The 25428-nt window shown below is 71.1% G+C and carries 19 protein-coding genes, 1 rRNA gene and 1 pseudogene; 5 read left to right on the top strand and 16 right to left on the bottom strand.

Annotated elements, in window-relative coordinates:
- Nucleotides 1-229: 229 nt before the first annotated feature.
- From ald to ACH4YL_RS15905, 4 genes are all read right to left on the bottom strand, one after another.
- Nucleotides 230-1345 (bottom strand): alanine dehydrogenase, encoded by a 1116-nt coding sequence (gene ald, locus ACH4YL_RS15920; RefSeq protein WP_398508363.1) that lies wholly within the window; start codon nucleotides 1343-1345, stop codon nucleotides 230-232.
- Between the two features lie 144 nt (nucleotides 1346-1489).
- Nucleotides 1490-3511, bottom strand: coding sequence for a tetratricopeptide repeat protein (locus tag ACH4YL_RS15915; protein ID WP_398507915.1), 2022 nt, complete (start codon nucleotides 3509-3511; stop codon nucleotides 1490-1492).
- Nucleotides 3512-3692: 181 nt separating this feature from the next.
- On the bottom strand, nucleotides 3693-4319 hold the full coding sequence (locus ACH4YL_RS15910) for an NUDIX domain-containing protein (RefSeq protein ID WP_398507914.1): 627 nt from the start codon (nucleotides 4317-4319) through the stop codon (nucleotides 3693-3695).
- A 125-nt stretch (nucleotides 4320-4444) separates the two neighbouring features.
- Nucleotides 4445-6094, bottom strand: coding sequence for a CTP synthase (locus ACH4YL_RS15905; RefSeq protein ID WP_398507913.1), 1650 nt, complete (start codon nucleotides 6092-6094; stop codon nucleotides 4445-4447).
- A 416-nt stretch (nucleotides 6095-6510) separates the two neighbouring features.
- Between ACH4YL_RS15905 and ACH4YL_RS15900 the strand changes: the two genes are divergently transcribed.
- The 3 genes from ACH4YL_RS15900 to ACH4YL_RS15890 all read left to right on the top strand — a co-directional run bounded on the left by ACH4YL_RS15900 (nucleotide 6511) and on the right by ACH4YL_RS15890 (nucleotide 11597).
- Nucleotides 6511-8313, top strand: coding sequence for a glycoside hydrolase family 15 protein (locus ACH4YL_RS15900; RefSeq protein ID WP_398508362.1), 1803 nt, complete (start codon nucleotides 6511-6513; stop codon nucleotides 8311-8313).
- 108 nt (nucleotides 8314-8421) lie between these two features.
- Nucleotides 8422-9819, top strand: coding sequence for an FAD-binding oxidoreductase (locus ACH4YL_RS15895; protein ID WP_398507912.1), 1398 nt, complete (start codon nucleotides 8422-8424; stop codon nucleotides 9817-9819).
- Nucleotides 9820-9959: 140 nt separating this feature from the next.
- On the top strand, nucleotides 9960-11597 hold the full coding sequence (locus tag ACH4YL_RS15890) for a PucR family transcriptional regulator (RefSeq protein ID WP_398507911.1): 1638 nt from the start codon (nucleotides 9960-9962) through the stop codon (nucleotides 11595-11597).
- Nucleotides 11598-11685: 88 nt separating this feature from the next.
- Here the strand turns inward: ACH4YL_RS15890 and ACH4YL_RS15885 are convergent, their stop codons facing one another.
- The 5 genes and pseudogenes from ACH4YL_RS15885 to ACH4YL_RS15865 all read right to left on the bottom strand — a co-directional run.
- Nucleotides 11686-12771, bottom strand: a complete 1086-nt coding sequence (locus ACH4YL_RS15885) for a glycosyltransferase family 4 protein (RefSeq protein WP_398507910.1) — start codon at nucleotides 12769-12771, stop codon at nucleotides 11686-11688.
- A 127-nt stretch (nucleotides 12772-12898) separates the two neighbouring features.
- On the bottom strand, nucleotides 12899-14617 hold the full coding sequence (recN, locus tag ACH4YL_RS15880) for a DNA repair protein RecN (RefSeq protein WP_398508361.1): 1719 nt from the start codon (nucleotides 14615-14617) through the stop codon (nucleotides 12899-12901).
- Between the two features lie 99 nt (nucleotides 14618-14716).
- Nucleotides 14717-15658: an NAD kinase gene (locus ACH4YL_RS15875; RefSeq protein ID WP_398507909.1), complete on the bottom strand. Its 942-nt coding sequence runs from the start codon at nucleotides 15656-15658 to the stop codon at nucleotides 14717-14719.
- On the bottom strand, nucleotides 15655-16470 hold the full coding sequence (locus ACH4YL_RS15870; protein ID WP_398507908.1) for a TlyA family RNA methyltransferase: 816 nt from the start codon (nucleotides 16468-16470) through the stop codon (nucleotides 15655-15657). The genes ACH4YL_RS15875 and ACH4YL_RS15870 overlap by 4 nt, the downstream gene beginning before the upstream one ends.
- A gap of 7 nt (nucleotides 16471-16477) precedes the next feature.
- Nucleotides 16478-16723 (bottom strand): annotated as a pseudogene (locus ACH4YL_RS15865) (hypothetical protein); the annotation flags it as partial.
- A gap of 258 nt (nucleotides 16724-16981) precedes the next feature.
- On the opposite strand from ACH4YL_RS15865, the gene ACH4YL_RS15860 reads away from it, so the two are divergent.
- On the top strand, nucleotides 16982-17329 hold the full coding sequence (locus ACH4YL_RS15860; protein ID WP_398507907.1) for an SCP2 sterol-binding domain-containing protein: 348 nt from the start codon (nucleotides 16982-16984) through the stop codon (nucleotides 17327-17329).
- A 17-nt stretch (nucleotides 17330-17346) separates the two neighbouring features.
- Here the strand turns inward: ACH4YL_RS15860 and ACH4YL_RS15855 are convergent, their stop codons facing one another.
- The 4 genes from ACH4YL_RS15855 to ACH4YL_RS15840 form a co-directional block, all read right to left on the bottom strand.
- Complete coding sequence (locus ACH4YL_RS15855) at nucleotides 17347-18150, bottom strand: ABC transporter ATP-binding protein (protein WP_398507906.1); 804 nt, start codon at nucleotides 18148-18150, stop codon at nucleotides 17347-17349.
- Between the two features lie 146 nt (nucleotides 18151-18296).
- Nucleotides 18297-19334 carry a FecCD family ABC transporter permease gene (locus ACH4YL_RS15850; protein ID WP_398508360.1) on the bottom strand — a complete coding sequence of 346 codons (1038 nt, stop codon included), beginning with the start codon at nucleotides 19332-19334 and terminating at the stop codon, nucleotides 18297-18299.
- A gap of 68 nt (nucleotides 19335-19402) precedes the next feature.
- Complete coding sequence (locus tag ACH4YL_RS15845; protein ID WP_398507905.1) at nucleotides 19403-20455, bottom strand: FecCD family ABC transporter permease; 1053 nt, start codon at nucleotides 20453-20455, stop codon at nucleotides 19403-19405.
- 74 nt (nucleotides 20456-20529) lie between these two features.
- A complete protein-coding gene (locus tag ACH4YL_RS15840; RefSeq protein WP_398507904.1) occupies nucleotides 20530-21564 on the bottom strand; it encodes an HAD hydrolase-like protein in 1035 nt (344 codons plus the stop codon).
- 71 nt (nucleotides 21565-21635) lie between these two features.
- Here ACH4YL_RS15840 and ACH4YL_RS15835 point away from each other — a divergent pair, with 71 nt between their 5' ends.
- Nucleotides 21636-22916, top strand: a complete 1281-nt coding sequence (locus tag ACH4YL_RS15835) for a DUF1015 domain-containing protein (RefSeq protein ID WP_398507903.1) — start codon at nucleotides 21636-21638, stop codon at nucleotides 22914-22916.
- Nucleotides 22917-22992: 76 nt separating this feature from the next.
- Here ACH4YL_RS15835 and ACH4YL_RS15830 read toward each other — a convergent pair whose 3' ends face one another.
- The 3 genes from ACH4YL_RS15830 to rrf all read right to left on the bottom strand — a co-directional run bounded on the left by ACH4YL_RS15830 (nucleotide 22993) and on the right by rrf (nucleotide 25282).
- Complete coding sequence (locus ACH4YL_RS15830) at nucleotides 22993-23712, bottom strand: hypothetical protein (protein ID WP_398507902.1); 720 nt, start codon at nucleotides 23710-23712, stop codon at nucleotides 22993-22995.
- Complete coding sequence (locus tag ACH4YL_RS15825; RefSeq protein ID WP_398507901.1) at nucleotides 23634-24953, bottom strand: hypothetical protein; 1320 nt, start codon at nucleotides 24951-24953, stop codon at nucleotides 23634-23636. Before ACH4YL_RS15825 ends, ACH4YL_RS15830 begins: the two co-directional genes overlap by 79 nt.
- Nucleotides 24954-25165: 212 nt before the next feature.
- Nucleotides 25166-25282, bottom strand: a 5S ribosomal RNA gene (rrf, locus tag ACH4YL_RS15820).
- Nucleotides 25283-25428 lie beyond the last annotated feature (146 nt).

The raw sequence follows: 25428 nt of genomic DNA, 5'->3' as shown, positions 1-25428 counted from the left end.
AATCCACCGGACCCGGGCCAATGTGTCGGCAACCGAACACCCTTCTGTCAAGGGTGTCGGGCGTCGGGGCAGGACCTGGCCGCCAGGTTTCGAGGGTGTGCGAAACGGTTAAAGGGTTACGTTCGAGGCGAGTTGAACGAGCGTCCCAAAGCGGTCGGATACATATCCGGCCGGACCCCGCTCAGCAAGGTCCGGCCGTGAGTGTGATGTTGACGTGAGGCGTTGACCGTCAGCCGAGAAGCGAGCTCAGCTCGACGGTCTCCAGGCCGTGGGCCTCGGCGACCGGGCCGTAAACAACCTGGCCGTCATGGGTGTTGAGGCCCAGCGCGAGCGCCTGGTCCCGGCGCAGCGCCTCGACCCAGCCGCGGTTGGCGAGCTCCACGATGTACGGCAGCGTCGCGTTGGTCAGCGCGTACGTCGAGGTGTTCGGCACGGCGCCCGGCATGTTGGCGACGCAGTAGAAGACCGAGTTGTGAACCTGGAAGGTCGGCTCGGCGTGGGTGGTGGGACGCGAGTCCTCGAAGCAGCCGCCCTGATCGATTGCGATGTCGACAAGTACACTTCCGGGCTTCATCCTGGAGACAAGCTCGTTGGTGACCAGCTTCGGCGCCTTGGCGCCCGGGATGAGAACGGCGCCGATGACGAGGTCCGCTTCCAGGACGGCCTTCTCGAGCTCGAAGGCGTTGGACATGATCGCCCGGACCCTCGTGCCGAAGACCTTGTCGGCCTCGCGCAGCTTGTTGATGTCACGGTCGAGCAGCGTGACATGGAAGCCCATGCCGACGGCGATCTGCGTGGCGTTCCAGCCGGAGACGCCGCCCCCGATGACGACGGCCTTCGCGGGCTGGGTGCCGGGGACACCGCCGGGGAGCACGCCGCGGCCGCCGGCCGAGCGCATCAGGTGGTACGCGCCGACCTGCGGGGCGATACGGCCCGCGACCTCGGACATCGGGGCGAGCAGCGGCAGCGCGCGGTTCGCGGTCTCCACCGTCTCGTAAGCGATGGCGGTGGTGCCGGACTCCAGCAGCGCGTCCGTGCACTCGCGGGAGGCCGCGAGGTGCAGGTAGGTGAAGAGCGTCTGGTCCTTGCGGAGGCGGTGGTACTCCTCCGCGATCGGCTCCTTGACCTTCAGCAGGAGGTCCGCGGTCGCCCAGACCTCGTCGGCGGTGGGGAGGATCTGCGCTCCGGCGCCGATGAACTCGTCGTCCGTGATCGAGGAGCCGACACCGGCGTTCTGCTCGATGAAGACCTGGTGGCCGTGGCGCACCAGCTCGTGCACGCCGGCGGGTGTGATGGCCACCCGGAACTCGTTGTTCTTGACCTCGCGGGGGATGCCGACCTTCACGTCGATCACGGTCCTTGGCTCAGGGGATACAGGGGGGCATTGCCATACATACCCGGATACACGCGGCGCACCGGGAGACATCGCGAGAACCCGCGACGGAGCCAGTCTAATGAAGGACTTCTCGCTGTCTAGCCTTACAAAGCATTAATCTTTGGCCGAAGTGCTACGGATTTCGCAGGCGGAACCCTCCTCTCCAAGCAGTCTCTCTGCCGTTGTGCGGTGCAGTCGGGCGGCTGCCGGGTCGCCCAGCCGGTCGAGGGTGTCGGCCAGCCTGAGCTGCAGCGCGGCATGGAGCCGCACGTCCCCGGCCTGCCGCGCCCACTCCACCGCCTCACGACAGGTGTGCAAGGACTCCTCCGGCCGGCCCGCATATTCCTGTACGCGAGCCGCCTCGCTCAATGCTCGCGCCTGGGACGGGAGGTCGCCCACCTTGCGGTATCCGGCCACCGCGGCCCGCCAGCTGCGCAGCGCGTCGCCGTACCTGCCCGCGTACGAGTACACGGCACCGAGGCGGCCGTACAGCCGCGCCTCGTCGGCGCGCTCCTCGCGGGCCTGGCGCTGCGCGAGGGCCCGGCCATACCAGTCGGCGGCCCGCTGCCAGTCCCCCAGCTCCTGATAGGCACCACCTACGGATTCCGTTGCGCGACCGATGGCATACAGGTCATTTGCTCTGCGTCCGGCATCCAAAGCCGACCGATATCGCACCAGGGCCTCTTCCATGCGCCCGGTCTGCGCGTCCAGATCCGCGAGGTTCAGCAGCGCCGCGGCCGCTTCCCGGTGCAGTTCGCGGCGCTCGGCGACACCGAGCACCAGCTGATGCAGTCCGTAGAGTTCGGGCGCTGCGGCCTCGGTGCCGCGGTGTGCGGCCAGCGCCCGCACCAGGGCCGCGACCAGCCGGCGCGCCAGCGTGTCCAGCTCGCCGTCCTCGACGGCGACGCGAGCGGAGGCCAGCAGCGAGGGCTGTCGCAGCCGCAGCCACTCGGCGGCGGTCCAAGCGTTCGGGAAGCGCAGCGCGCGCGGCAGTCCGGCCAGCTTTTTGCGGGCCGGCGATCCGTCCGGTTCGGTGATGGCACGGCACGACTGCAGCTGCCGTACGGTCCGCTCCAGCATCCGGGCCCTGGCCAGCTGCACCTCGGCGGGCCGGTCGTGCGTCTCTACCAGCGCGCGCAGCAGCGGCGCGAGCGAGCCCGGCACCTGGTACTGGACACCGGCGGCGTGCAGCAGCCCGAGCGTCACGAAGTCGTCCAGCATCTTCTGGGCGTCCGAGACGGAGCAGCCGCCCAGCGCCGACGCGGTGTGCGCGTCGGCGAGGCCGGCGGGCGCGAGTGCGAGCAGTCGCAGTATCCGGGCGGAGGGGCCCGGCAGTGATCCGTACACCAGCCGGAAGGCTCGGGCCAGCGGCCTGAGGCCCTTGGGCTGTTCCTCGTCGTCGGGCAGGGCGCGCAGCCGCTTGGTCGCGTCGGCGACCGACGACTTGGGCCGGGCCGCGAGCCAGCCGCCGACCAGCACGAGTGCCGCGGGCAGCCCGCCGCACTCTTCCGCGACGGTCTCGGCGGCCTGCGGATCCACGGTGATCCGCACCGATCCGGTGAAGGTGCCGAGCAGCTCGATCGCGGCCTTCGCGTCCATGCCGCCGAGCGTGCACGGCCGTACGTCCGCGATGCCGGTGAGCGGGCCCTCGGCGACCGCGATCGCCAGGCAGTCCGGGTTGTCGGGCAGCAGCGGATCGACCTGTTCCGCGTCGGCGGCGTCGTCGAGCAGCAGGACCGTACGCCGGGTGGCGAGCGTCTCGCGGACCATCGACGTCAGTTCGTCCTCGTCGGCGCCGGGTGGCGACGGAACGCCGAGGGAGTCGAGCAGCGCGCGGGCCGTCTCCTCGGCCGGGACGCGGCGGCCGCCCGGCTCGGTCAGCCGGGCGCGCAGGACGCCGTCGGGATACTCGTCGGTGAGCCGGCCGGCGAGCTGCTCGGCGAGCACGGTGCGTCCGGAGCCGGGACGGCCGGCGATGAGGAGCACCCGGGCGCGAGGAGCCTTGCGGCCGGCGATCGTGTCCAGTCCGGCGCGTTCGATGTCGGCCCGCAGGGCCTTCAACTCCCGCTGCCGTCCGAAGAACTGGCCCCGGGCCGGCTCGGCCCGGCCGCCCAAGTCCACCGCCTGATCCGTCACGGCCACGCTCCCGTCCGTCCGCGCACGAGCCGAGCCCGCAGGGAATCCGCACGGGCATTCCGAGCGTAGTTCACGCTCTGCGACGAACCGTGCGGAGCGGGCGGAGCATGCCGCGCGCATCGCCCGATCGGATCAGCGGATGGTAGGACTGACTGACTGTCAGGCTTACGTCAGGCTCGTGTCAGGCTTCGAAGGGCCGGGCCGGCCACGGCGCCTCCGCCGGGCGCAGGGAGTCGAAGCCGTCGCCCGCGAGCACCGCCGTGGCCGACAGGACGCCCACCACGAGGCAGTTGTTGTGCAGCTCTCCGGCGAGCACACCGCGTACGAGCTCGTCGAGCGGGACCCGGGCGAGCTCCATGTCGGCCTCCTCCTCGGAGACTTCGAAGCGTTCGCCCTCGGCCGCCGACAAGTCGCGGGCGAGGAAGATCCGTACGGCTTCGTCGCAGCCGCCGGGCGTCGTGTAGACGTCGGCCAGCACCCGCCAGTCCTCGGCCTTGACGTGCGCCTCCTCGTACAGCTCGCGCTGTGCGGCGTGCAGCGGGTTCTCACCGGGCACGTCCAGCAGACCGGCCGGGATCTCCCAGAGCTTGTGGCGCACCGGGTGCCGGTACTGGCGCAGTACGAGGACGCGGCCGGTCTCGTCGAGCGCGAGGACTGCGACCGAGCCGGGGTGCACCTGGTAGTCGCGGCGGGCGACCGAGCCGTCGGGCATGACCACGTCGTCGGTGCGGACACTGGTCTTGTTGCCCTGGAACGGGGTCGCTGTCGCGGTGACCTGCCATTCCTCGGGCGTGTCCTTGATGGCCATGTGCGTCCTCCCGCTGTGCCGTTCCGGGGACAGCTCGGGCCCCCGTGGAAAACCCCGAAAAACCCGGTGAAGACCGGGGTGCGGATCCCGCGGGACCCGCCCCGGTCAACCGTATCTCCTGCGGGTTACTCGCCCGACTTGCGCGCCACCGCGGCCTTCACCAGGCCCGCGAAGAGCGGGTGCGGCCGGGTCGGACGGGACCGCAGTTCCGGGTGGGCCTGGGTCGCGACCAGGTAGGGGTGCACCTCGCGCGGGTACTCGACGTACTCGACGAGCTTGTTGTCCGGGCTGGTTCCGGAGAAGAGGATGCCCGCCTTCTTCTCCAGCTCGGCGCGGTAGGCGTTGTTCACCTCGTAGCGGTGGCGGTGGCGCTCCTCCACGTACGGCTGGTCGCCGTAGACCTCGCGGACGATCGAGCCCTCGGCGAGCTTCGCCGGGTAGAGCCCCAGGCGCATGGTGCCGCCGAGGTCGCCGGCGCCCTCCACGTACGCCAGCTGCTCCTCCATGGTGGAGATCACCGGGTGGGCGGTGCCGGAGTCGAACTCGGTGGAGTTCGCCTCGGAGATCTCGGCGAGGTTGCGGGCCGCCTCGATCACGATGCACTGCAGGCCCAGGCAGAGGCCGAGCAGCGGGATCTTGTTCTCGCGGGCGTACTGGATCGCGCCGACCTTGCCGCTGACGCCGCGGTCTCCGAAGCCGCCCGGGATGAGGATCGCGTCGACGTCGCCGAGCTGCTTCGCGGCCCCGGCCGGGGTCTTGCAGTCGTCGGACGCGACCCACTTGACCGTGACGCGGGCCTTGTTGGCGAAGCCGCCGGCGCGCAGCGCCTCGGTCACCGAGAGATACGCGTCGGGCAGGTCGATGTACTTGCCGACCAGCGCGACCGCAACCTCGTGGTCGGGGTTGTGCACGCGGTCCAGCAGGTCGTCCCAGACGGTCCAGTCGACGTCGCGGAACGGCAGGTCCAGCTTGCGTACGACATAGGCGTCCAGGCCCTCGGTGTGCAGCACCTTGGGGATGTCGTAGATCGACTTGGCGTCGATGGCCGCAACGACGGCCGCCTCGTCGACGTCGCACATGAGGGAGATCTTGCGCTTGATCGCGGTCGGCACGTCGCGGTCGGCGCGGAGCACGATCGCATCCGGCTGAATACCGATGTTTCGCAGCGCCGCGACGGAGTGCTGGGTGGGCTTGGTCTTCAGCTCGCCGGAGGGGCCGATGTACGGCAGCAACGAGATGTGCACGACAAAGACATTGTCGCGTCCGACCTCGTGGCGGACCTGGCGGACGGTCTCCAGGAACGGCAGCGACTCGATGTCGCCGACCGTGCCGCCGACCTCGGTGATCACGACGTCGACGTCGTCGGCGGCCATGCGGCGGATGCGGTGCTTGATCTCGTTGGTGATGTGCGGAATGACCTGGACCGTGTCGCCCAGGTACTCGCCGCGCCGCTCCTTGGCGATCACCGTCGAGTAGACCTGGCCGGTGGTGACGTTGGCCGATCCGTCGAGGTCGACGTCGAGGAACCGCTCGTAGTGGCCGATGTCCAGGTCGGTCTCGGCGCCGTCGTTGGTGACGAACACCTCACCGTGCTGGAACGGGTTCATGGTGCCCGGGTCGACGTTGAGATACGGGTCGAGCTTCTGCATCGTGACCCGCAGACCCCGGGCCTTGAGCAGCGCGCCCAGGCTGGACGCCGTGAGGCCCTTGCCGAGGGAGGAGGCGACACCCCCGGTGACGAAGATGTGCTTGGTCGTCATGGATTTGGGCGGCATCGCCAAGAGGGGGCTCCCGTGGTCGCGAGGTGAGGTGCGTACCGACGCCCCTCCGACCGGCTCGGGGGGTGCAGTCGCTGCGGTTTCGGGGCCCCTGTTTCGCACAGGACGGCCACCGGTCCACGGGGTACCAGGGTATCAGCGACAGGCACAGGCTGCTTCCGGCCACGCGTGTTCACTGCAGCACCTCGTTCACCAGGGACTCACCCTTGGATCACCCGTTCGGCAGCACCGCGTTGCCAAGACCCGCGCGCGGATCACCATGGTGCGTCGTATCCTGCTCGGACACTCGCTGCCGAGCCAGGCCGGCAAACGGCACATCCCCGCCCGTCAACCGGAACTACCCCGCTCGTCAACGACCCTTGACCGAGTAAGCGCCCCGCGGGGCGGACGTGGCCGTTCGACTGGAGATGCACGTGGCCGGGCGCATCGAGGATTACGCACTCATCGGAGACATGCAGACCGCCGCACTGGTCTGCCGGGACGGCACGGCGGACTGGCTCTGCCTGCCCCGCTTCGACTCCCACGCCATTTTCGCCGGCCTGCTCGGCACCGAGGAACACGGGTTCTGGAGACTGGGCCCCGCGCATGCAGGGCACGCCGAGCCGCCGGTCGCCGACCGGCGCCGGTACCGCGGTGACTCCCTGATCCTCGAATCGGAGTGGGACACACCGCGCGGCACGGTCCGTGTGACGGATTTCATGCCGCCGCGTGACGGTGCGCCGCAGCTGATCCGAATCGTGGAGGGCGTGACCGGCCGGGTGCCGATGCGCTCGGCGCTGCGGATGCGTTTCAGCTACGGCCGGGTGGTGCCGTGGGTGCACAAGGTCGACGGCCGCACGGTCGCCGTCGCCGGACCCGACTCGGTCTGGCTGGACGCCCCGACGGAGACATACGGCAAGAACCTGACGACATACTCCGACTTCACCGTGGCGCCCGGCGAGCGGATCGCCTTCACGATCAGCTGGCAGCCCTCGCACCACCAGCCGCCGGCGCTGCCGGACCCGGAGGGCTCACTGGAGGCCACCGAGGACTTCTGGCGCGAGTGGGTCGAGCACTGCACGTACCACGGGCCCTACCGCGAGGCGGTGGTCCGCTCGCTGATCACGCTGAAGGCACTGACGTACGCGCCGACCGGCGGCATCGTCGCCGCTCCCACGACCTCGCTGCCGGAGGAGATCGGCGGCGTACGGAACTGGGACTACCGCTACACCTGGCTGCGCGACGCGGCGATCACTCTCTCCTCGCTGCTGCGCACCGGGTACCGCGAGGAGGCCCGTGCCTGGCGCGAGTGGCTGCTGCGCGCGGTCGCGGGCGACCCGGAGAACCTTCAGATCATGTACGGCATCGCGGGTGAACGGGAGCTGGGCGAGGCCGAGTTGGACTGGCTGCCGGGCTATGAGAACTCCGCTCCGGTACGGGTCGGGAACGGCGCGGCCCACCAGCTCCAGCTCGATGTGTACGGAGAGGTCACCGAGGCCCTGCACCTGGCCCATATGACCGGTCTGTCGCGCAACGACTACGCCTCGCTGCTCCAGCTCAAGCTGATCCGGTATCTGGAGACCCACTGGGACCAGCCGGACGAGGGCATCTGGGAGGTGCGCGGGCCGCGCCGGCACTTCGTGCACTCCAAGGTGATGGCCTGGGTCGCCGTCGACCGGACCATCAAGCTGATCGAGTCCGGCGACGCGGACGGGCCGCTGGAGCGGTGGCGCGAGCTGCGCGACGACATCCACCGCGATGTCTGCGAGAAGGGCTTCGACAAGGAGCGCAACACCTTCACGCAGTCGTACGGCTCCAAGGAGCTGGACGCCTCGCTGCTGCTGATTCCGCAGATGGGCTTTCTGCCGCCGGACGACAAGCGGGTCATCGGCACGATCGAGGCGATCCAGCGCGAGCTGTCCACGGAGGACGGTTTTGTGCTGCGCTATCCGACCGCCGGCGAGGACGCCGGGGTCGACGGTCTCGAGGGCGACGAGGGCGCGTTCCTGGCGTGCTCGTTCTGGCTCGCGGACGATCTGGCCATGATCGGGCGGGTGGACGAGGCGCGGCGGCTCTTCGAGAAGCTGCTGGCGCTCCGGAACGACCTGGGGCTGCTGGCCGAGGAGTGGGACCCGAAGCTGCAGCGGCAGGTCGGGAACTTCCCGCAGGCCTTCAGCCACGTTCCGCTGATCGACACGGCGCTGCGGCTGACCGCCTCGGGCGCGTACGGCGGGTAGGCCTCAGGGTCCGCGGGACCGAGCGCGGCAGGACCGTTCGACTGATCACGTCCCGGCCTCCGGGACTACGATGAGTAGGTCCTGTCGCGCCCTCGGAAGGGGGCCACTATGGCGCCCCAAGGCATTGCGGAGGCGGCGCTGACCGGCCTCCGCCAACAACTGACCGGCGAGGCGATCGTCCCCGGCGAACCGGCGTACGACGACGCTCGCACCATCTTCAACGGCATGATCGACCGGCGGCCCGCTGTCATCGCGCAGTGCGAGACGGGCGCTGATGTGGCCCGGGCCGTCCGCTTCGGCCGGGAGCAGGATCTCGCGATCGCCGTCCGTGGCGGCGGCCACAGCGTCGCGGGCATGGCGGTCAACGACGGCGGACTCGTCGTCGATCTGCGCCGGATGCACACCGTGATCGTCAATCCCGTGGAGCGCGCGGTGCGCGTCGGCGGGGGCGCCACGATGAGCCATCTCGACCGGGCCTGCCAGCCGCACGATCTCGCGACCACCGGCGGCCGGGCGTCCACGACGGGCGTCGGCGGCTTCATGCTGGGCGGCGGATCGGGCTGGCTGGAGCGGAAGTTCGGGCTCGCCTGCGACAATCTGGTCGCCGTCGAGCTGGTGACCGCGGCGGGCGACACCGTCCATGCCAGCGAGGACGAGAATCCGGAGCTGTTCTGGGCGCTGCACGGCGGCGGCGGAAACTTCGGAGTGGCCACCGCGATCACGCTGCAGCTGCACTCACTGCCCGCGATGTCCATGATCATGCTGCTGTTCCCGGCCGAGAAGGGGCCCGAAGCGGTCCGTGCCCACCGGGACTTCTGCGATACCGCTCCCGACGAGGTCGGCGGAGCGGTGCTGTACCTGACCGGGCCTCCCGAGCCGTTCGTCCCCGAGGAGCTGGTGGGCAAGCTGGTCTGCGCAATCCTGGTCACCTACGCGGGGACGGAGGAGCAGGCCCGCAAGGTGGCCGAGCCGATGCTCGGTCTCGGTCATGCGGCGGAAGTGATCGCCCAGCTGCCGTACGCGGAGCTGCAGTGCATGCTCGACGATCCGCCCGGGCTGCGTAACTACTGGTCGGCCGAGTACCTGAGCGGCTTCCCGGACGATGCGGTGGACGCCTTCTGCGCGCGTGCCGACGCCATGCCGGTGCCGTCGAACTCGCAGCACATCATGTTCCCGATGGGCGGCGCGGTGGCACGCGGCCCGGCCGACTATCCGGTGCCGTGGCGCAGCGCGCGGTGGGGGATCCATCCGTTCGGGATCTGGTCGGACCCGGCCGACGACGAGCGCGCCAGGCAGTGGGTGCGCGAGGCACGCAACGACGTCATGCCCTGGTCGATCGGCGCGGTGTACGGGAACTTCATCGGGCAGGAGGGCGAGGAGCGGGTCGTCGCGAGCTTCGGTGCGGAGAACTACCGGCGGCTCGCCGCGGTCAAGGCGGAGTACGACCCCGACAACGTGTTCAGGCTCAACCACAACATCAAACCGGTCTCGCCGGTGCCGGCGTAAGCCCGGTCCTCACGTAAGCCCGGTCCTCATATAAGCCCGGTCGTCACGTAAGTACGCCGAAACCGTCGCCATGCCCGACAATCGCCTCCCGGGACGACCGAGCCGAGTGAACCCGAGTGAGAGCGCGAGGCGAGCAGTCAGTGGACACCCAGGGCGAGCCGCAGGGCGGTATCACGGTGCGACGGGCGCTCGAGCTGCCCGGGCTGCGCGCCGGACTTCCGGAGGTCGTCGCGGGCGCGGAGCGGCTGGGCCGCACCGTGCGCTGGGTGCACGCGGGCGAGGTGCCCAACATCGCGTCGCTGCTGAAGGGCGGCGAACTGCTGCTCACCACCGGCATGGGTCTCGGCACCCGGCCCGCGGAGCAGCGGGCCTTTGTCCGCCGCCTCGCCGACCGGGGCATCGCGGCCCTGGTCGTCGAGCTGGGGCCGCGGTTCAGCCGCCTCCCCGCCGCGGTCGTGGAGACGGCACGGGCGGCGGGACTGCCACTGGTGCAGCTGCACCGCGAGGTTCCGTTCGTCTCGGTGACCGAGGAGGTCCACACCGAGATCGTCAACGGGCACTACGCACTGCTGCGGCGGGCCGAGGAGGTGCACCGCCGTTGTACGGAGGTGCTGCTGGACGGCGGTGGCGTGCCCCAAGTGCTGCGTATCCTCGCGGACTTCACCGCGAACCCGGTCTTCCTGGAGACTCCGGACGGGCAGCTGCTGTACGCGGCCGGCTCGGAGACGGCTCAGGCCGGCGCGGATCCGCTCCAGGTGTGGGAAGGGCTGCGGGGCCAGCGGGAGGCACGCGAATCGCCGCCGGCCGGGACGGTCCTGGTGGATGTGCCGGGCGGCGGCCAGGGTGCGGCCTCGGTACGTGCCCGGCTGGTGCTGCCGGCCGTCGGCTCACCGCTGCTCACGGTGCACCGGATGGCGGCGGAACGGGCCGCCGGGCTGCTGGCGGTCGTACTGATGCAGGCACGCCAGGAGGAGGAACTGGCGGCACGAGGGCGCGGCGACTTCCTGACCGACCTGGCGGAGGGCCGTATCACCGCGGAGGACGCGCCCGCGCAGGCGAGGGTGCTGGGCTTCAAACCCGGCGAAGGGCCGCTGCTGCCGGTCGTCATGCGGCTGGCGGCCGAGCTGTCCCCGTCGGGCAACTGGGCGCTGCTGGCCCGTGCGGTGCTGGAGGAGCTGTCGGCGGTCGGCGTGCCGGTGCTGCTGGGCGTGCGCCCGGTGGAGGGCCGGGTGCCGCTGCTGCTGGGCCTGCGCTCCGAGTCCGAGCGCACGGCCGTCGCGGACCGGGTCGCGGCTGCCCTGCGAGCCGGTGTGGAACGGGCGGGTCTCGAGCGCGCGGGAGCTCATCCGCCGGTCGTGGTGGTGGGCATGGCGGGCGGCTGGGCCTCGGCGTCGGCGGGCCTGCGGCACGCGGCGGAAACGGCGACGGCCGCGCAGGGCCTGTCCGACCGCCCGTGGTACGACGCCCGCCGGCTCGACACCGACCTGCTGCTGTGGCGACTGCGCGACCACCCGGACCTGGCGGCCTTCGTGGACCGCGCGATCGGCCCGCTCCGCGACCACGACGCGACGTCCCGCCCGCCGCTGCTCCCGACGCTGGAGACGTATCTGGCCCACGCGGGCCGCAAGGCGGAGACGGCCCGCGAACTCCACCTGAACCGCCAGACGCTCTACAACCGCCTGGCCCGCATCTCCGAACTGCTCGGCACGGACCTGGACGACCCGCAGACGGTCCTGGCCCTGAGCCTGGCACTTCGGGCACGCCGCCATGTGACCTGAGGGGCCTTCAAGCCGCCGCTCGGCGGCCGCTCACGCGCCGCGCAGCCGGGTGCTCAAGGCAGGGGCGGGATGCGTAAGCCCCCACCACTCACCGCACCCGGCCCGCCACCAACTCGTCGTACACGCTCAGCACCTGTGCGATCGTCTCGTCTTCCGTCGGCCAGGTCGCCGCCTGCGCCCGGCCCGCCGCCGCCAGATCCTCCCGGAGTGCCGGGTCCGCCAGCAGCCGGTGTACCGCCGTCGCCAGCGCCTCCGCGTCGCCGTACGGGACCAGTTCCGCCGCGTCGCCGACGAGTTCGGGGACGCCGCCGACCGCCGTCGCGACCAGCGGGACGCCGAGGCGGAGCGCCTCCTGGGCGAGCAGGGCGCGGGCCTCCCAACGGCTCGGGAGGACCGCGACGTCCGCCGCCGAGAGCAGTTCGGTGATGTCGTCGCGGCGGCCGACCAGCCGTACCGGGAGCTGTTCCGCCTCGATGCGTCTCTGGATCGCGGCACGTTCGCGCCCCTCCCCCGCGATCACCACCAGCGGCACGGGATCCAGGCCACGCCACCGGCGGGCCGCGTCCAGCAGCGTTCCATAGCCGCGGTGCGGCTCCAGGCTCCCGACCGCCATCACCAACGGCCGCTCCACCGCGCCCAGTTCGGCCCTGGCCTTGTCTTCGACGCCGTCGGCCCGCCACCGCGGTGCCGGCACCGCCACCGGTCCGAGCCGGGCGTCGCGTGCGCCGCGGTTGCGGGCGCGGTCGACCAGCTCGGAGCACGTACCGAGGACAACGGCTGCCGCACGCGCCGCCCTTCGCTCCAGCAGCCGCAGCACCCGGCCCCGCGCGCCCTCGTCGTGCGCGCGCGTGTGCCAGGTGACGACGAGCGGTACCCGCAGCCCGCTGAGCGCCAGCGCGGTCCGTACCGCCGCATGCAGTCCGTGCGCATGCACCACGTCGGCCCCGGAGCACGCGGCGCGCAGCGCGCCGACCGCCGCCGGGTCGCTGCGTCGCGGCACGGGCGCGAAGTGGGCCCCGGCGCCCGGGAAGTCGTAGTGGTGCTCCAGCTCGGCGGGCGCGCACACCGTCACCCGCACGCCCCGCGCCACCAGCCCCGCCGCCAGCGACCGGACATGCGCGCTGCTGCCCGCGCTGCCGCCGCCCAGCACTTGGACCGTACGAAGCTGTGTCACCCGCCAAGGATGCCAGCCCGTACGCACGTTCCGGCACCGCCGGGATGTCGCGCCCGTGTACGGGCCAGGGCCCTCGCCGTTCCGGGATCACCCACACAGGTGACCCGGCGACGTTCGAGGCAGCCGGCTAACCGTCCGCCCTCGCCGTGGCGAGCAGTTCCTCCGCATGCGCCCGAGCCGTCTCGCTGTCCTCCTGGCCCGCCAGCATCCGCGACAGTTCGCGGATCCTGTCCTCGCCCTCCAAGACCGTGACACCGCTTCTGGTGACCGAGCCGTCGTTGGTCTTCTCGACCAGGAGCTGGCGGTCGGCGAACGCGGCCACCTGCGGCAGGTGCGTCACCACCACCACCTGAGCCGACTTGGCGAGCTTCGCGAGACGCCGGCCGATCTCGACCGCCGCCTTGCCGCCGACGCCCGCGTCGACCTCGTCGAAGAGATACGTCGGCACCGGGTCGGTCCCGGCGAAGACCACCTCGACCGCGAGCATCACGCGCGAGAGCTCACCGCCGGACGCTCCCTTGGCGATCGGCCGCGGCGGCGCGCCGGGGTGCGGGGCCAGCAGGAGTTCGACCTCGTCGACGCCGTACGGGCCGTAGGCCACCGGCCGGCCGCCGACCTCGACGCCTTCGGGGTCCTCGGTCTGGCTGATGGCGAACGACACGCGTGCGTGCGGCATCGCCAGCGACGACAGCTCCTCGGTGACGGCGTCGGCGAAACGTGCCGCCGCCTCCGTGCGCGCGTCGGTCAACGCCTGTGCCAGACCGGACAGTTCGGACCGCAGCGCGTCCCGTTCCGCCGTCAGCTCGCCGATCCGGTCGTCGTCGCCCTCCAGTTCGATCAGGCGCCCGGCGCCTTCCTCCGCCCAGGCCAGTACGGCATCGATACTCTCGCCGTACTTGCGGGTCAGCTGAGTCAGCGCGGAACGCCGTTCCTCGACCGCGGCCAGCCGCAGCGGATCGGCGTCCAGATTGTCCGCGTATCCGGCCAGTTCTCCGGCCACATCGCCGAGCAGGATGGAGATCTCACCCATCCGTTCGGCGAGCGCGGCGAGCGCCGGGTCGTGGGAGCGTACGGCGTCCAATGCCCGGCCCGCGCCCGCGACGAGCGTCGTCGCGTCGACGGCCTCCGGGTCCTCGGGGTTGCCGGCGAGCGCGGTGTGCGCGAGGGACGCGGCAGAGGCGAGCGCCTCCGCGTGGCCGAGACGCTCGGCCTCCGCGGCCAGTTCGACGTCCTCGCCGGGCCGCGGTTCGACGCCGGCGACCTCGTTGAGACCGAAGCGGAGCAGATCCGCTTCCTGCGCGCGCTCACGGGCGCGCGTGGTGATCTCGTCGAGCTCGGCTGTCGCGGCCCGCAGCCTGCGATAGGCGGCCGCGTACTTGGCGTGCGGCCCGCTGACCGCGCCGCCCGCGTACCGGTCGAGCGCCTCGCGCTGTCTGGCCGGCCGCAGCAGGCCCTGCTGGTCGGTCTGGCCGTGCACGGCGACGAGTTCGTCGGCCAGCTCGGACAGCAGGCCGACCGGCACGGACCGGCCACCGAGGTGTGCGCGCGAGCGCCCCTCGGCGGATACGGTCCTGCTGATCAGCAGAGTGCCGTCCTCGAGTTCGGCCCCTGCCTCTTCGGCCCGTACGGCCGCGGGCGCACCCGCGGGCACCCCGATCCGACCCTCCACCACCGCCGACTTGGCGCCGATCCGCACCAAAGCCGGGTCGGCCCGCCCGCCGAGCAGCAGCCCGAGGCTGGTGACGACCATGGTTTTGCCCGCGCCCGTCTCGCCGGTCACCGCGGTGAAACCGGGCGACAGCTCGACGACCGCATCGTCGATGACCCCGAGCGACCGTATCCGCATCTCCTCCAACACGGACACGACCTTACGAGGTCCGGGGCCCGGTGTGCGACGGACCCCGGCCTCCGATTCACTCTCCGGTGCGCGGGCTCAGGTTCCGGGCTAGCCCGGCCTGCCGCGCCAGCCGGAAACCGGCAGCGCGAACTTGGCGACGAGCCGGTCCGTGAACGAGGCGTGGTGCAGCCGCGCCAGGCGCACCGGCACCGCCCCGCGGCGTACCTCGACACGGGCGCCCGGCGGCAGTTCCACGGTCCTGCGCCCGTCGCACCACAGCACTCCGTGCGGCGTGTGCGTCTGCACCTCCACCGCGAGCACCGACGTCGGCGAGGTCACCAGCGGTTTGGCGAACAGGGCGTGCGCGCTGATCGGCACCATCAGCAGCGCCTCCACCTCCGGCCACACCACCGGGCCGCCGGCCGAGAAGGCGTACGCCGTGGATCCGGTCGGTGTCGCGCAGACGATGCCGTCGCAGCCGAACCCGGTCACCGGACGGCCGTCGATCTCCAGCACGACCTCCAGCATCCGCTCCGGCGAGACCTTCTGGACCGCCGCCTCGTTCAGCGCCCAGTCCCGGTGCACGATGTCGCCGTTGCGGTGCACGAGGACATCGATCGTCATACGCTCCTCGACCTCGTAGGCCCGCGTGACGACCCGGTCGACCACCTTGTCGAGGTCGTCGCGCTCCGCCTCGGCGAGAAAGCCCACCCGCCCGAGGTTGACGCCGAGCATCGGGACTCCGGAGGCGCGGGCGAACTCCGCGCCGCGCAGCAGCGTCCCGTCGCCGCCGAGGACGACCAGCAGCTCACAGCCGTCGAGTACGTCGGGGGTCGCCTCGGCGACCATCTCGACGGACGGCGGCAGCGGAAGGTCCGCCGCCTCCCGCTCCAGCACGCGTACGCCGATGCCGCAGCGCAGCAGCCCCTGTACGACGAGTTCGGCACTGCGGATCGCCGCGGGCCGGCCGGTGTGCGCAAGCAGGAAAACGGTGCGCGCTGTTGGCTCTGCCGGTGTCGCTGCCGGTGTCGCTGCTGGTGTCGTGGTCAACGAGGTCCCTCCGCAACTGCACGGTCGACGTCCGCCGGATCGAGCTCGGGCGCTCCGGCCCGGAGCCACAGAAAGTACTCGACATTTCCGGAGGGTCCGGGCAGCGGACTGGCGGTGACGCCCAGCACGCCCAGACCGAGCTCCGCAGCCTTGCCGGCCACGGTCCGCACGGTCGCCGCACGCAGTTCGGGACTGCGTACGACTCCGCCGCTGCCGAGGCGCTCCTTGCCCACCTCGAACTGCGGTTTGACCATCAGCACCAGATCGGCGTCCGGGGCCGTGCAGCGCACGAGCGCCGGCAGGACGAGGCCCAGCGGAATGAAGGAGAGGTCTCCCACCACCAGGTCCACCGCCTCACCGTCGATCGTCTCCAGCGTCAGCTCGCGGACATTCGTACGGTCCTTGACGGTCACGCGTTCATCACTCTGAAGAGACCAGGCGAGTTGTCCGTATCCGACGTCCACCGCCACGACGTGCGCGGCGCCCGCCCGAAGCAGTACGTCCGTGAAGCCGCCGGTGGACGCACCGGCGTCCAGGGCCCGCCGTCCCTCGGTCTTCAGGCCGAGCGGTGTGAAGGCAGCGAGCGCGCCGGCGAGCTTGTGTCCGCCGCGCGAGACGTAGTCCGGGTCGCTGTCGTCGGAGGAGACGACGATGGCCGCGCTCGTCTCGACCTGGGTGGCCGGCTTGGTCGCGGTGTTGCCGCCGACGGTCACCCGGCCCGCGGCGATCAGCTGGCTCGCGTGCTCGCGTGAGCGTGCGAGGCTCCGGCGTACCAGCTCGGCGTCGAGGCGGCGGCGGGCCACTCCTGCCACGTTCGGTTCAGCTCCTGTAGTTGTACGAGGGTGTCGGCGAGGGCCCCGCGGGTGCGGGCGCCGGGCGTGCGTCCAGCGCGGTCAGCGCGTCGCGCAGCCCTCGATGTACATCCTCGTACACCTCGAGGTGTCCGTCCGCCGGGAGGTGGTCGGCATCGCCGAGGCGCTCAAGACCGGCGTCCACATCGGCGTTGCCGGTGGGCACACGCACGACGCCGAGAGGCTCGGGGGCGGCCGGTTCGTACGCCTGAGGAGTGGACTGAGGCCCGGACGCAGACGCAGACGCGGCCGCACCGGCCCCGGGGCTCGCCGGCTCGTGCTGCGTCCGGTGCTCGTCCGGCCGCCGGTGCTCGTCCTGCGTGCCGTGCTCGTCCTGGGTGCCGTACGTGTCCTGCGTGCCGTACGTGTCCTGGGTCGTCGGGCGCTGCGGGATCTCCCAGATCTCCGGGCGCGGCGTCGAGTCGCTCATGCCCAGACGCTACCGCGAAGCCCTGCGGTACCGTCGATCACGATGGCGACGATGGAGGAGTGCCGCAGCGCACTCAAGAAACTCTCGGACAACCTCGCAGGGGCGGAGGGCGATGTGCGCAGCGCGGCTGCGCTGGACCGTTCGCTCAGCTGCCACATCAGGGATCTGGACATCACGTTCACCGGCCGTCTGGAAGGCGGCCGGATCGAGGTGGCCGACACCCTTGAAGGACCGCCTCGCGAGAAGGCACAGATCCGCCTGGCGATGACCGGCGACGATCTGGTGGCGATGGTGGACGGCGAGCTGAACTTCGCGAAGGCATGGGCCTCGGGCCGGGTCAGACTCGAGGCCGGATTCCGCGATCTTCTCCGTCTCAGGACGCTCCTGTAGGTCTGACCGGCAGCCCCTCAGGCGACCGACGTGGCGCTGCGCCTGCGGGCCGCGGGCACCACCAGCGGCGTACCGGACTCCGGGTCTGCGATGACCTGGCTCTTCACACCGAAGACCTGCTCGACCAGCTCGGCGGTGACCACCTGCTCCGGCGCGCCCTCGGCGACCACCTTGCCGTCGCGCAGCGCGATGAGGTGGGTGGCGTAGCGGGCGGCCTGGTTGAGGTCGTGCAGTACGGCGACGAGCGTCCGGCCCTGTGTCTCGTGCAGCTCCGCGCACAGGTCGAGCACTTCCAGCTGGTGCTGGATGTCGAGGAAGGTCGTCGGCTCGTCGAGCAGCAGCAGCGGGGTCTGCTGAGCGAGCGCCATCGCGATCCATACGCGCTGGCGCTGCCCGCCGGACAGTTCGTCGACATAGCGATCTGCCAGTTCGCCGACTCCGGTCGCGTCCATCGACTCCTCGACAACGCGTTCGTCCTCCGGCGACCACTGCCGCAGCAGCCCCTGGTGCGGATAGCGGCCGCGGGCGACCAGGTCGGCGACCGTGATCCCGTCCGGCGCGATCGACGACTGCGGCAGCAGGCCGAGCGTCTTCGCCACCTTCTTGGCGGGCAGCGAGTGGATGACCTGGCCGTCGAGCAGGACCCGGCCCTGGGACGGCTTGAGCATCCGCGACAGGGCACGCAGCAGTGTCGACTTGCCGCAGGCGTTCGGGCCGACGATCACCGTGAAGGAGTTGTCGGGGATCTCCACCGAGAGGTCTTCGGCGATGATGCGCTGGTCGTAGCCGAGGGTGACCGATTCCGCGGTGAGGCGCTGCATGGTGGTCGTACTCCTGGATGTGGGTTTCACGGTCTCGGGACTCGCAGTCTCGGGGCTCTCAGTCTCAGGGCTCGCAGTCTCGGGGCTCGCAGTCTCGGCCTTCACGGTCCCGAGGTGCGCTGTCCCAGGGTTTGTCCGCGGCCGGCTCATATGCGGCCCGCCTTGCGTTCGGTGACCAGCAGCCACAGCAGATAGCCGCCGCCGAGCACTCCGGTCACCACGCCGACCGGCAGCTCCCGGTCGCCGAAGGCGGTCGTGGCGATCCAGTCGGCGACGAGCAGCAGCGCTCCGCCCATCACGGTGGCCGCGGTGAGGTTCGGGCCGGGCGAACGGGTCAGCCGGCGGGCCAGTTGCGGGGCGCTCAGCGCGACAAAGGCGATCGGGCCCGCGGCGGCGGTCGCCACCGCCATGAGCAGGACGCCCGAGCCCATCAGCACCACGCGGGTCCGCTCGACCGGCGCACCGAGCGCGTACGCCGCGTCGTCGCCCATCTCCAGCATCCGCAGCGGCCGCGCGTGCACGAGCACCGGCGGGACCAGCACGACGAAGACCGCCAGCAGCGGCCAGACCTGGGCCCAGTCACGGCCGTCGAGCGACCCGGTCATCCACAGCGTGGCCTGGGTGGCCTCGACCAGGTTGGCCTTGGTGACCAGAAAGTGGATGGCGGCCGTGAGCATGGCGGCGACGCCGACGCCCACGAGGACCAGCCGGTAGCCGTGCACGCCGCGCTTCCACGCCAGCAGGTAGACCGCGACACCGGTCACCAGACCGCCGACGATCGCGCCTCCGGCCACCGCGAGCGCGCCGCCGTTGAAGAGGACGATCACGCTGAGCGCGCCCACCGTCGCACCCTGGCCGAAGCCGATCACATCCGGACTGCCCAGCGGATTGCGGGAGATGGACTGGAAGATCGCGCCGCTGAGCGCCAGTGAGGCGCCGACGAGCAGTCCGACCAGCACGCGCGGCAGCCGCAGGTCCTGGACGATGAACTCCTGTGCGGGCGTGCCGTTTCCGAGCAGCGTGGCGATGACTTCGCCGGGCGCGATCGGGAAGTCGCCGCTGCCGATCAGCACGACTCCGGCCGCCGCCGCGGCCACCGCGAGCAGCAGGACGACCACGGCCGACCTGGGATCGAAGCGGAGCGAGAGCCCCCCGGGCGTGCGTATCGCCTTCGCGCTCTTCACCGTCACCGACTTCACGTCCGCCGTCTTCACCTTCACCGCCTTCACGTTCGCCGACTTCCCGTTCGCCGTCACAGCTGGGCCATCCTCTTGCGGCGTACGAGATGGATGAAGACGGGCCCGCCGAGCAGCGCGGTGACGATGCCGACCTGCAGCTCGGACGGACGGGTGACGACCCGGCCGACGACATCCGCGCCCAGCAGCAGCACCGGCGACAGCACGGTGGCGTACGGCAGGATCCACCGCATGTCGGGCCCGGTGACGGCACGTACGAGATGCGGGATCATCAGCCCGATGAAGACGATCGGCCCGCAGGCAGCGGTCGCGGCTCCGCACAGCAGGGTCACGCAGAGCATCGACAGCGCGCGGGTCCGGTTGAGGTGCGCGCCGAGCGAGCGCGCGGTGTCATCGCCCATCTCCATGGCGTTCAGCGGCCGGGCGAGCAGCAGCGCGAGCACCACGCCGATGCCGATGAACGGCGCGACCTTGCGGATGGTCTCCATGTCGGCCGAGGCCAGCGAGCCGACGGTCCAGAACCGGAGCCGTTCGAGCGCGGCCGCGTCCAGCAGCTGTACGGCGTTGATGTAGCCGTAGAGCGCGGCGGTGGCGGCGGTTCCGGCGAGCGCGAGCCGCACCGGGGTCGCGCCGCGGCTGCCGCCGAGGATGTACACGAGTACGGAGACGACGGCGGCGCCGAGGAAGGCGAACCACACATAGCCGGTGAGCGAGGTGACGCCGAGAAAGCTGATGGCGGAGACGACCGCGGCGGATGCTCCCGCGTTCACTCCGAGCAGTCCCGGCTCCGCCAGCGGATTGCGCGTCAGCGCCTGCATCACCGCGCCGGCGAGCCCGAGCGCGGCGCCGACGATCAGGCCGAGCAGCGTCCGCGGCACTCGCACATCGTGGACGATCACGTCATTGCCGACGCCCGTGTTGTGGAACAACCCGTGCCACACATCGGAGAGCGGAATCGATTTTGCACCGACGGCGATGCTCGCGACACAGACCAGCAGCAGGACGCCGAAGGACACCAGAAGCCCGGCGGCGCGCAGCGCGTGACGCTTGCGGGTGGCAACGGCGGGCTTCGGCTCCGCGCTCTGTTCGGGGCGACTGTCGACCAACACGGAGTTAGGTTAGCCTACCCTCCCATCACTCCTGAACGAGGGAAGCCCCGAGGTACGGGCGCTGCGGACACGACCTAGAGCCCCACCCGCTTCAGCGCCTGCCCGGCGTCCAGCGCGCACACTCCGTCTCCCGCGAACGTCCACGCCGCCGCGCACAGCGCCCGCAGCGCGTCCATCGCCGCGCCCTCGCCGTCACCGTCGAGCACCAGCGCGCCGTCCCGTACGGACGCGGTCCAGCCGCCGCACCCGAACCCGCCGTCCACCTCGGACACTTCGGGCTGACCGGTCAGCATCCCGCGCAGATCGGCGTCCACATACGTCGGCCGGTGCTCCGGCGGCGCGGCCAGCAGCTGCGCGGCATCCGTCACGCCGGTCAGCACGAGCAGCGAGTCCACACCGCCCCGGAACGCGCCTTCGATGTCCGTGTCCAGCCGGTCCCCCACCACCAGCGGATGCTTGGCGCCCGTCCGCAGGATCGTCTCCTTGTGCATCGGAGGCAGCGGCTTGCCGGCCACCTGCGGCTCGGCGCCCGTCGCGATCCGTACGACCTCCACGGCCGCGCCATTGCCCGGCGCGATCCCCCGAGCGCTCGGAATCGTCAGATCGGTGTTGGACGCGAACCACGGCACACCGCGCGCAATCGCGTAACACGCCTCCGCGAACCGCCCCCACACCAGATCCGGCCCGCCGTACCCCTGCACCACCGCCGCCGGATCGTCGTCGGCCGACTCCACCGGCTCGAGCCCGCGTTCACGCAGCGCGACCCGCAGCCCCTCGCCGCCGATCACCAGCACGCGCGACCCCTCGGGCACCTGCTCGGAGATCAACCGGGCGACCGCCTGCGCGGAGTTGATGACATCCTCCGCGGCGGTCGGCACACCGAGGGCCGTGATGTGCGCGGCCACCACCACCGGCGGCCGCAGTGCGTTGTTGGTCACATACGCGAGGTGCATGCCGCCGTCCCGCGCGGCCAGAAGCGAGTCCACGGCGTACGCGATCGCCTCGCCGCCCGCGTACACCACACCGTCCAGATCCAGCAGCGCGGTGTCGTAGGCCTCGCTCAGCGCTGTCGCGCTGCCGCTCGGCCGGGTCCTGGTCGGCTGGCTCATTCGCTTCGTCTCCTCGGTCTGTGCCACTGTCCCGATCATCGGTCATACCCGCACCCACTTAGGATGCACAGATGAACAGCGAAGGTCCTGCGGCCAAAGACGGTCTGCGCCTGTTGCCCTTCCGTGGACTGCGTTACGTCCCCGACCGGGTCGGCTCTCTCGCCGCCGTGACCTCGCCGCCGTACGACGTCGTCGTCAGGCCCGACGGACTGCATCATCTCGAGTCCGCGGACCCGTACAACATCGTCCGGCTGATCCTGCCTCAGGCGAACAGCGCGGGCGCACGCCATCAGCAGGCCGCCGACACCCTCGCACGCTGGCTGGACGAGGGCATCCTCGCCCCCGACCCCGAGCCCGCGCTCTATGTGTACGAGCAGCGCCAGGGCGACCTGCTGCAGCGCGGCGTCATCGGCGCGCTCGCCCTGTCCGAACCGGCCGAAGGCGTCGTCCTGCCGCACGAGGACGTGATGCCGGACATCGTGGCGGACCGCGCGGCCCTCATGCGCACCACCGACGCCAATCTGGAGCCGCTGCTGCTCACCTACCGCAGCATGGGCGACGCCGACGGCGCGGGCGCCGTCATCGAACGGACCGTCCTGCGGCCGCCGTTGCTCGCCACCACCACGGAGGACGGCTTCAGCCACCGCCTGTGGTCCGTGACGGATCCCGGCGATCTGGCACAGATTCACGCCGATCTGGCCGACCGTCAGGCACTGATCGCCGACGGGCACCACCGCTGGGCCACCTATCTGCGGCTGCGCTCCGAACACCCCTCGCCGAGCCCCTGGAGCTACGGCCTCGTCCTGCTCATCGACACGGCCCGCTATCCGCTCCAGGTCCGCGCCATCCACCGGCTGCTGCACCGGCTCCCGGTCTCCGAAGCGCTGGCGGCGCTCGGCGGCTCGTTCCGTGCGAAGCGGCTGGAAGTCCCGCTTCCGCAGGCACTGGAGGCGCTCGCCGACGCGGCCGCCGACGGCAACGCCTTCCTCCTCGCGGGCGACGGATCCTTCCACCTCGTCGACCGTCCAGACCCGGAACTCCTGTCCCGTACGGTGCCCGCCGACCGTCCCGAGGCCTGGCGCACGCTCGACGCGACGGTCCTCCACTCCACGCTCCTGGACACGATCTGGCGTATCCCGGACACCCCGGAGCACATTGCCTACATCCATGCCACCGACGCAGCGGTCGAACAGGCCGAGCGCAACAACAGCACGGCGGTGCTGATGCATCCGGTGCGGGAAGAAGTCGTACGGGATCTCGCGCGCGAAGGTGTCACGATGCCCCGCAAGTCGACGTCCTTCGGCCCGAAGCCGGCGACGGGCCTGGTGCTCAGGAGCCTGACGCTGGACTGACGCGGACACCGGACGGGAACACCGGGACATGCGAAAGGGCGGCACCCACGGTGTGGGTGCCGCCCTTCCTTCTTACTTACTTGTCCTCGTCGCTCTCGTCGTCCGCGAGCTCGTCGGCCTGGTCCTGCTCGTCCTCCGCCTCGACCTCGGACTCGTCTTCCGCGTCGACGGCGTCCACGAACTCCACGCCGTCCAGCTCGGCGAGCCGGTCCGAAGCGTCGGTGGCACCGTCCTTGTCGGCCTCCAGCGCCTTGGCGAACCACTCGCGCGCCTCGTCCTCACGCCCGGCCGACAGCAGGGCATCGGCGTACGCGTACCGAAGCCGCGCGGTCCACGGCTGTACGGAACTGGACGCCAGCTCGGGGCTCTGCAGGGTCACGATGGCAGCGTCGATCTGCCCCATGTCCCTGCGCGCACCGGCCGCGACCAGCCGCATCTCGACCTGTCCCGCCTTGTCCAGCTTCTGTACCTCGGGCTCACCGGCCATCGCCATCGCCCGCTCGGGCCGCCCGAGACCGCGCTCGCAGTCCGCCATGACGGGCCACAGCTCGACACTGCCGGTCATCCGCCGTGCGGCGCGGAACTCGGCCAGGGCCTCCGAGTACTTCTGCGTGGCGTACGCGGCGAAGCCGGCCGCCTCACGCACGGCGGCCACACGGGAGGCCAGCCGCAGCGCGACCTTGGAGTAGGCGTACGCCTCCTCCGGGTCCTCGTCGATCAGCTTGGCGACCATGACGAGGTTCTTGGCGACATCCTCGGCGAGGCCCTTCGGCAGGCTCTGAAGCTCCTGCCGCACGTCCTTGTCGATCTCGTCGCCCGTGACGTCCTCGGGAATCGGCAGCCTCTTGATCGGCTCGCGGTCGCCGCGGTCCCGGTCACGGTCGTCGCGGCGCCCGTATCCGCCGCGGTCGTCCCGACGGGGACCACGGTCGTCACGGGATCCGCGGTAACCGCCACGGTCGTCGCGCCGGTCGTCCCGACGGGGTCCGCGGTCGCGGTCACGGTCGTCACGACGGCCGTATCCGCCGCCACCGCCGGCGCCGCCGCCGCCGGGGCGTCCACCACGGTCGTCATCACGACGCGGCCCACTCGGCCGGTCATCACGACGCCCATAGCCACCGCCACCGCCGGCGCCGCCGCTGGGTCGACCACCACGGTCATCCCGCTGGCCGCGGTATCCGCCACGGTCACGGTCATCGTCACGACGGAACGACGGACGCTCATCACGCCGGTCGTCGCGCCGGTCATCGCGGCCACGGTCGTCACGCCGGAACCCACCAGGACGCTCGTCCCGGCGGTCATCACGCGGCCCGCGGTACCCGCCACGGTCGTCATCACGACGCGGCCCACTCGGCCGGTCGTCACGCCGGTCGTCGCGGCGTCCGTAGCCGCCGCCACCACTGGGGCGTCCGCCACGGTCGTCATCACGACGCGGCCCGCTCGGCCGGTCGTCACGACGGCCATAACCACCGCCGCCGCCACCACCGCTCGGACGCGAGCCGCCATACCCACCGCCACCACCACTGGGACGAGAGCCGCCGTACCCACCGCCGCCACCACTGGGACGAGAGCCGCCGTATCCGCCACCACCACTGGGGCGACCACCACGGTCGTCATCACGACGCGGCCCGCTCGGCCGGTCGTCACGACGGCCATAACCACCGCCGCCGCCACCGCCGGAACGGTCATCGCGCCGGAATCCACCGCCACCACCGCTCGGACGCGAGCCGCCATACCCACCGCCACCACTGGGGCGAGAGCCGCCGTACCCACCGCCGCCACCACTGGGGCGACCACCACGGTCGTCACGCTGCCCGCGGTACCCACCACGGTCGTCCTCGCGACGCGGCCCACTCGGCCGGTCATCGCGGCCACGGTCGTCGCGCCGGAACCCACCAGGACGCTCATCGCGTCGGTCATCACGCCGGTCGTCGCGACGGTCATCACGCGGACCGCGGTACCCACCGCGGTCGTTGCCACGGTCGTTACCACGGTCGTTGTCACGACGCGGCCCACGGTCCCGGTCGTCGCGGCCACCGCGGAAGCCGCCCCGGTCACCACCATCCCTACGGCGCGGCTCGCGCTCCGGACGATCGTCGGGAGAGTTGGGGGACATCGGCGTGACTCCTGTCTTCAGGTACTGCTGTCATTCTCGCGCAGCCGGCCATCGGACGCGCTTCGGCAAACAAACAAAACAAAAAAGGACCCGTGGTCCAGCGTGAACGCTGGACCACGGGTCCTGAAAGATTGTTCGGCGGTGTCCTACTCTCCCACAGGGTCCCCCCTGCAGTACCATCGGCGCTGAAAGGCTTAGCTTCCGGGTTCGGAATGTAACCGGGCGTTTCCCTAACGCTATGACCACCGAAACTCTGTGAAATTATCGATCCGGAACCCACACACCCCCGTGGCCACAGGGATGGGGTTCGACAGTTCGTTACTTCAGAACTGACACAGTGGACGCGAGCAACTGAGGACAAGCCCTCGGCCTATTAGTACCAGTCACCTCCACACC

Origin of the sequence: Streptomyces sp. NPDC020681, assembly GCF_044334895.1 — a bacterium.
GTDB lineage: Bacteria > Actinomycetota > Actinomycetes > Streptomycetales > Streptomycetaceae > Streptomyces.
The sequence above is the reverse complement of the archived record's forward strand: the minus strand, read 5'-3'. Positions and strand labels throughout refer to the sequence as shown.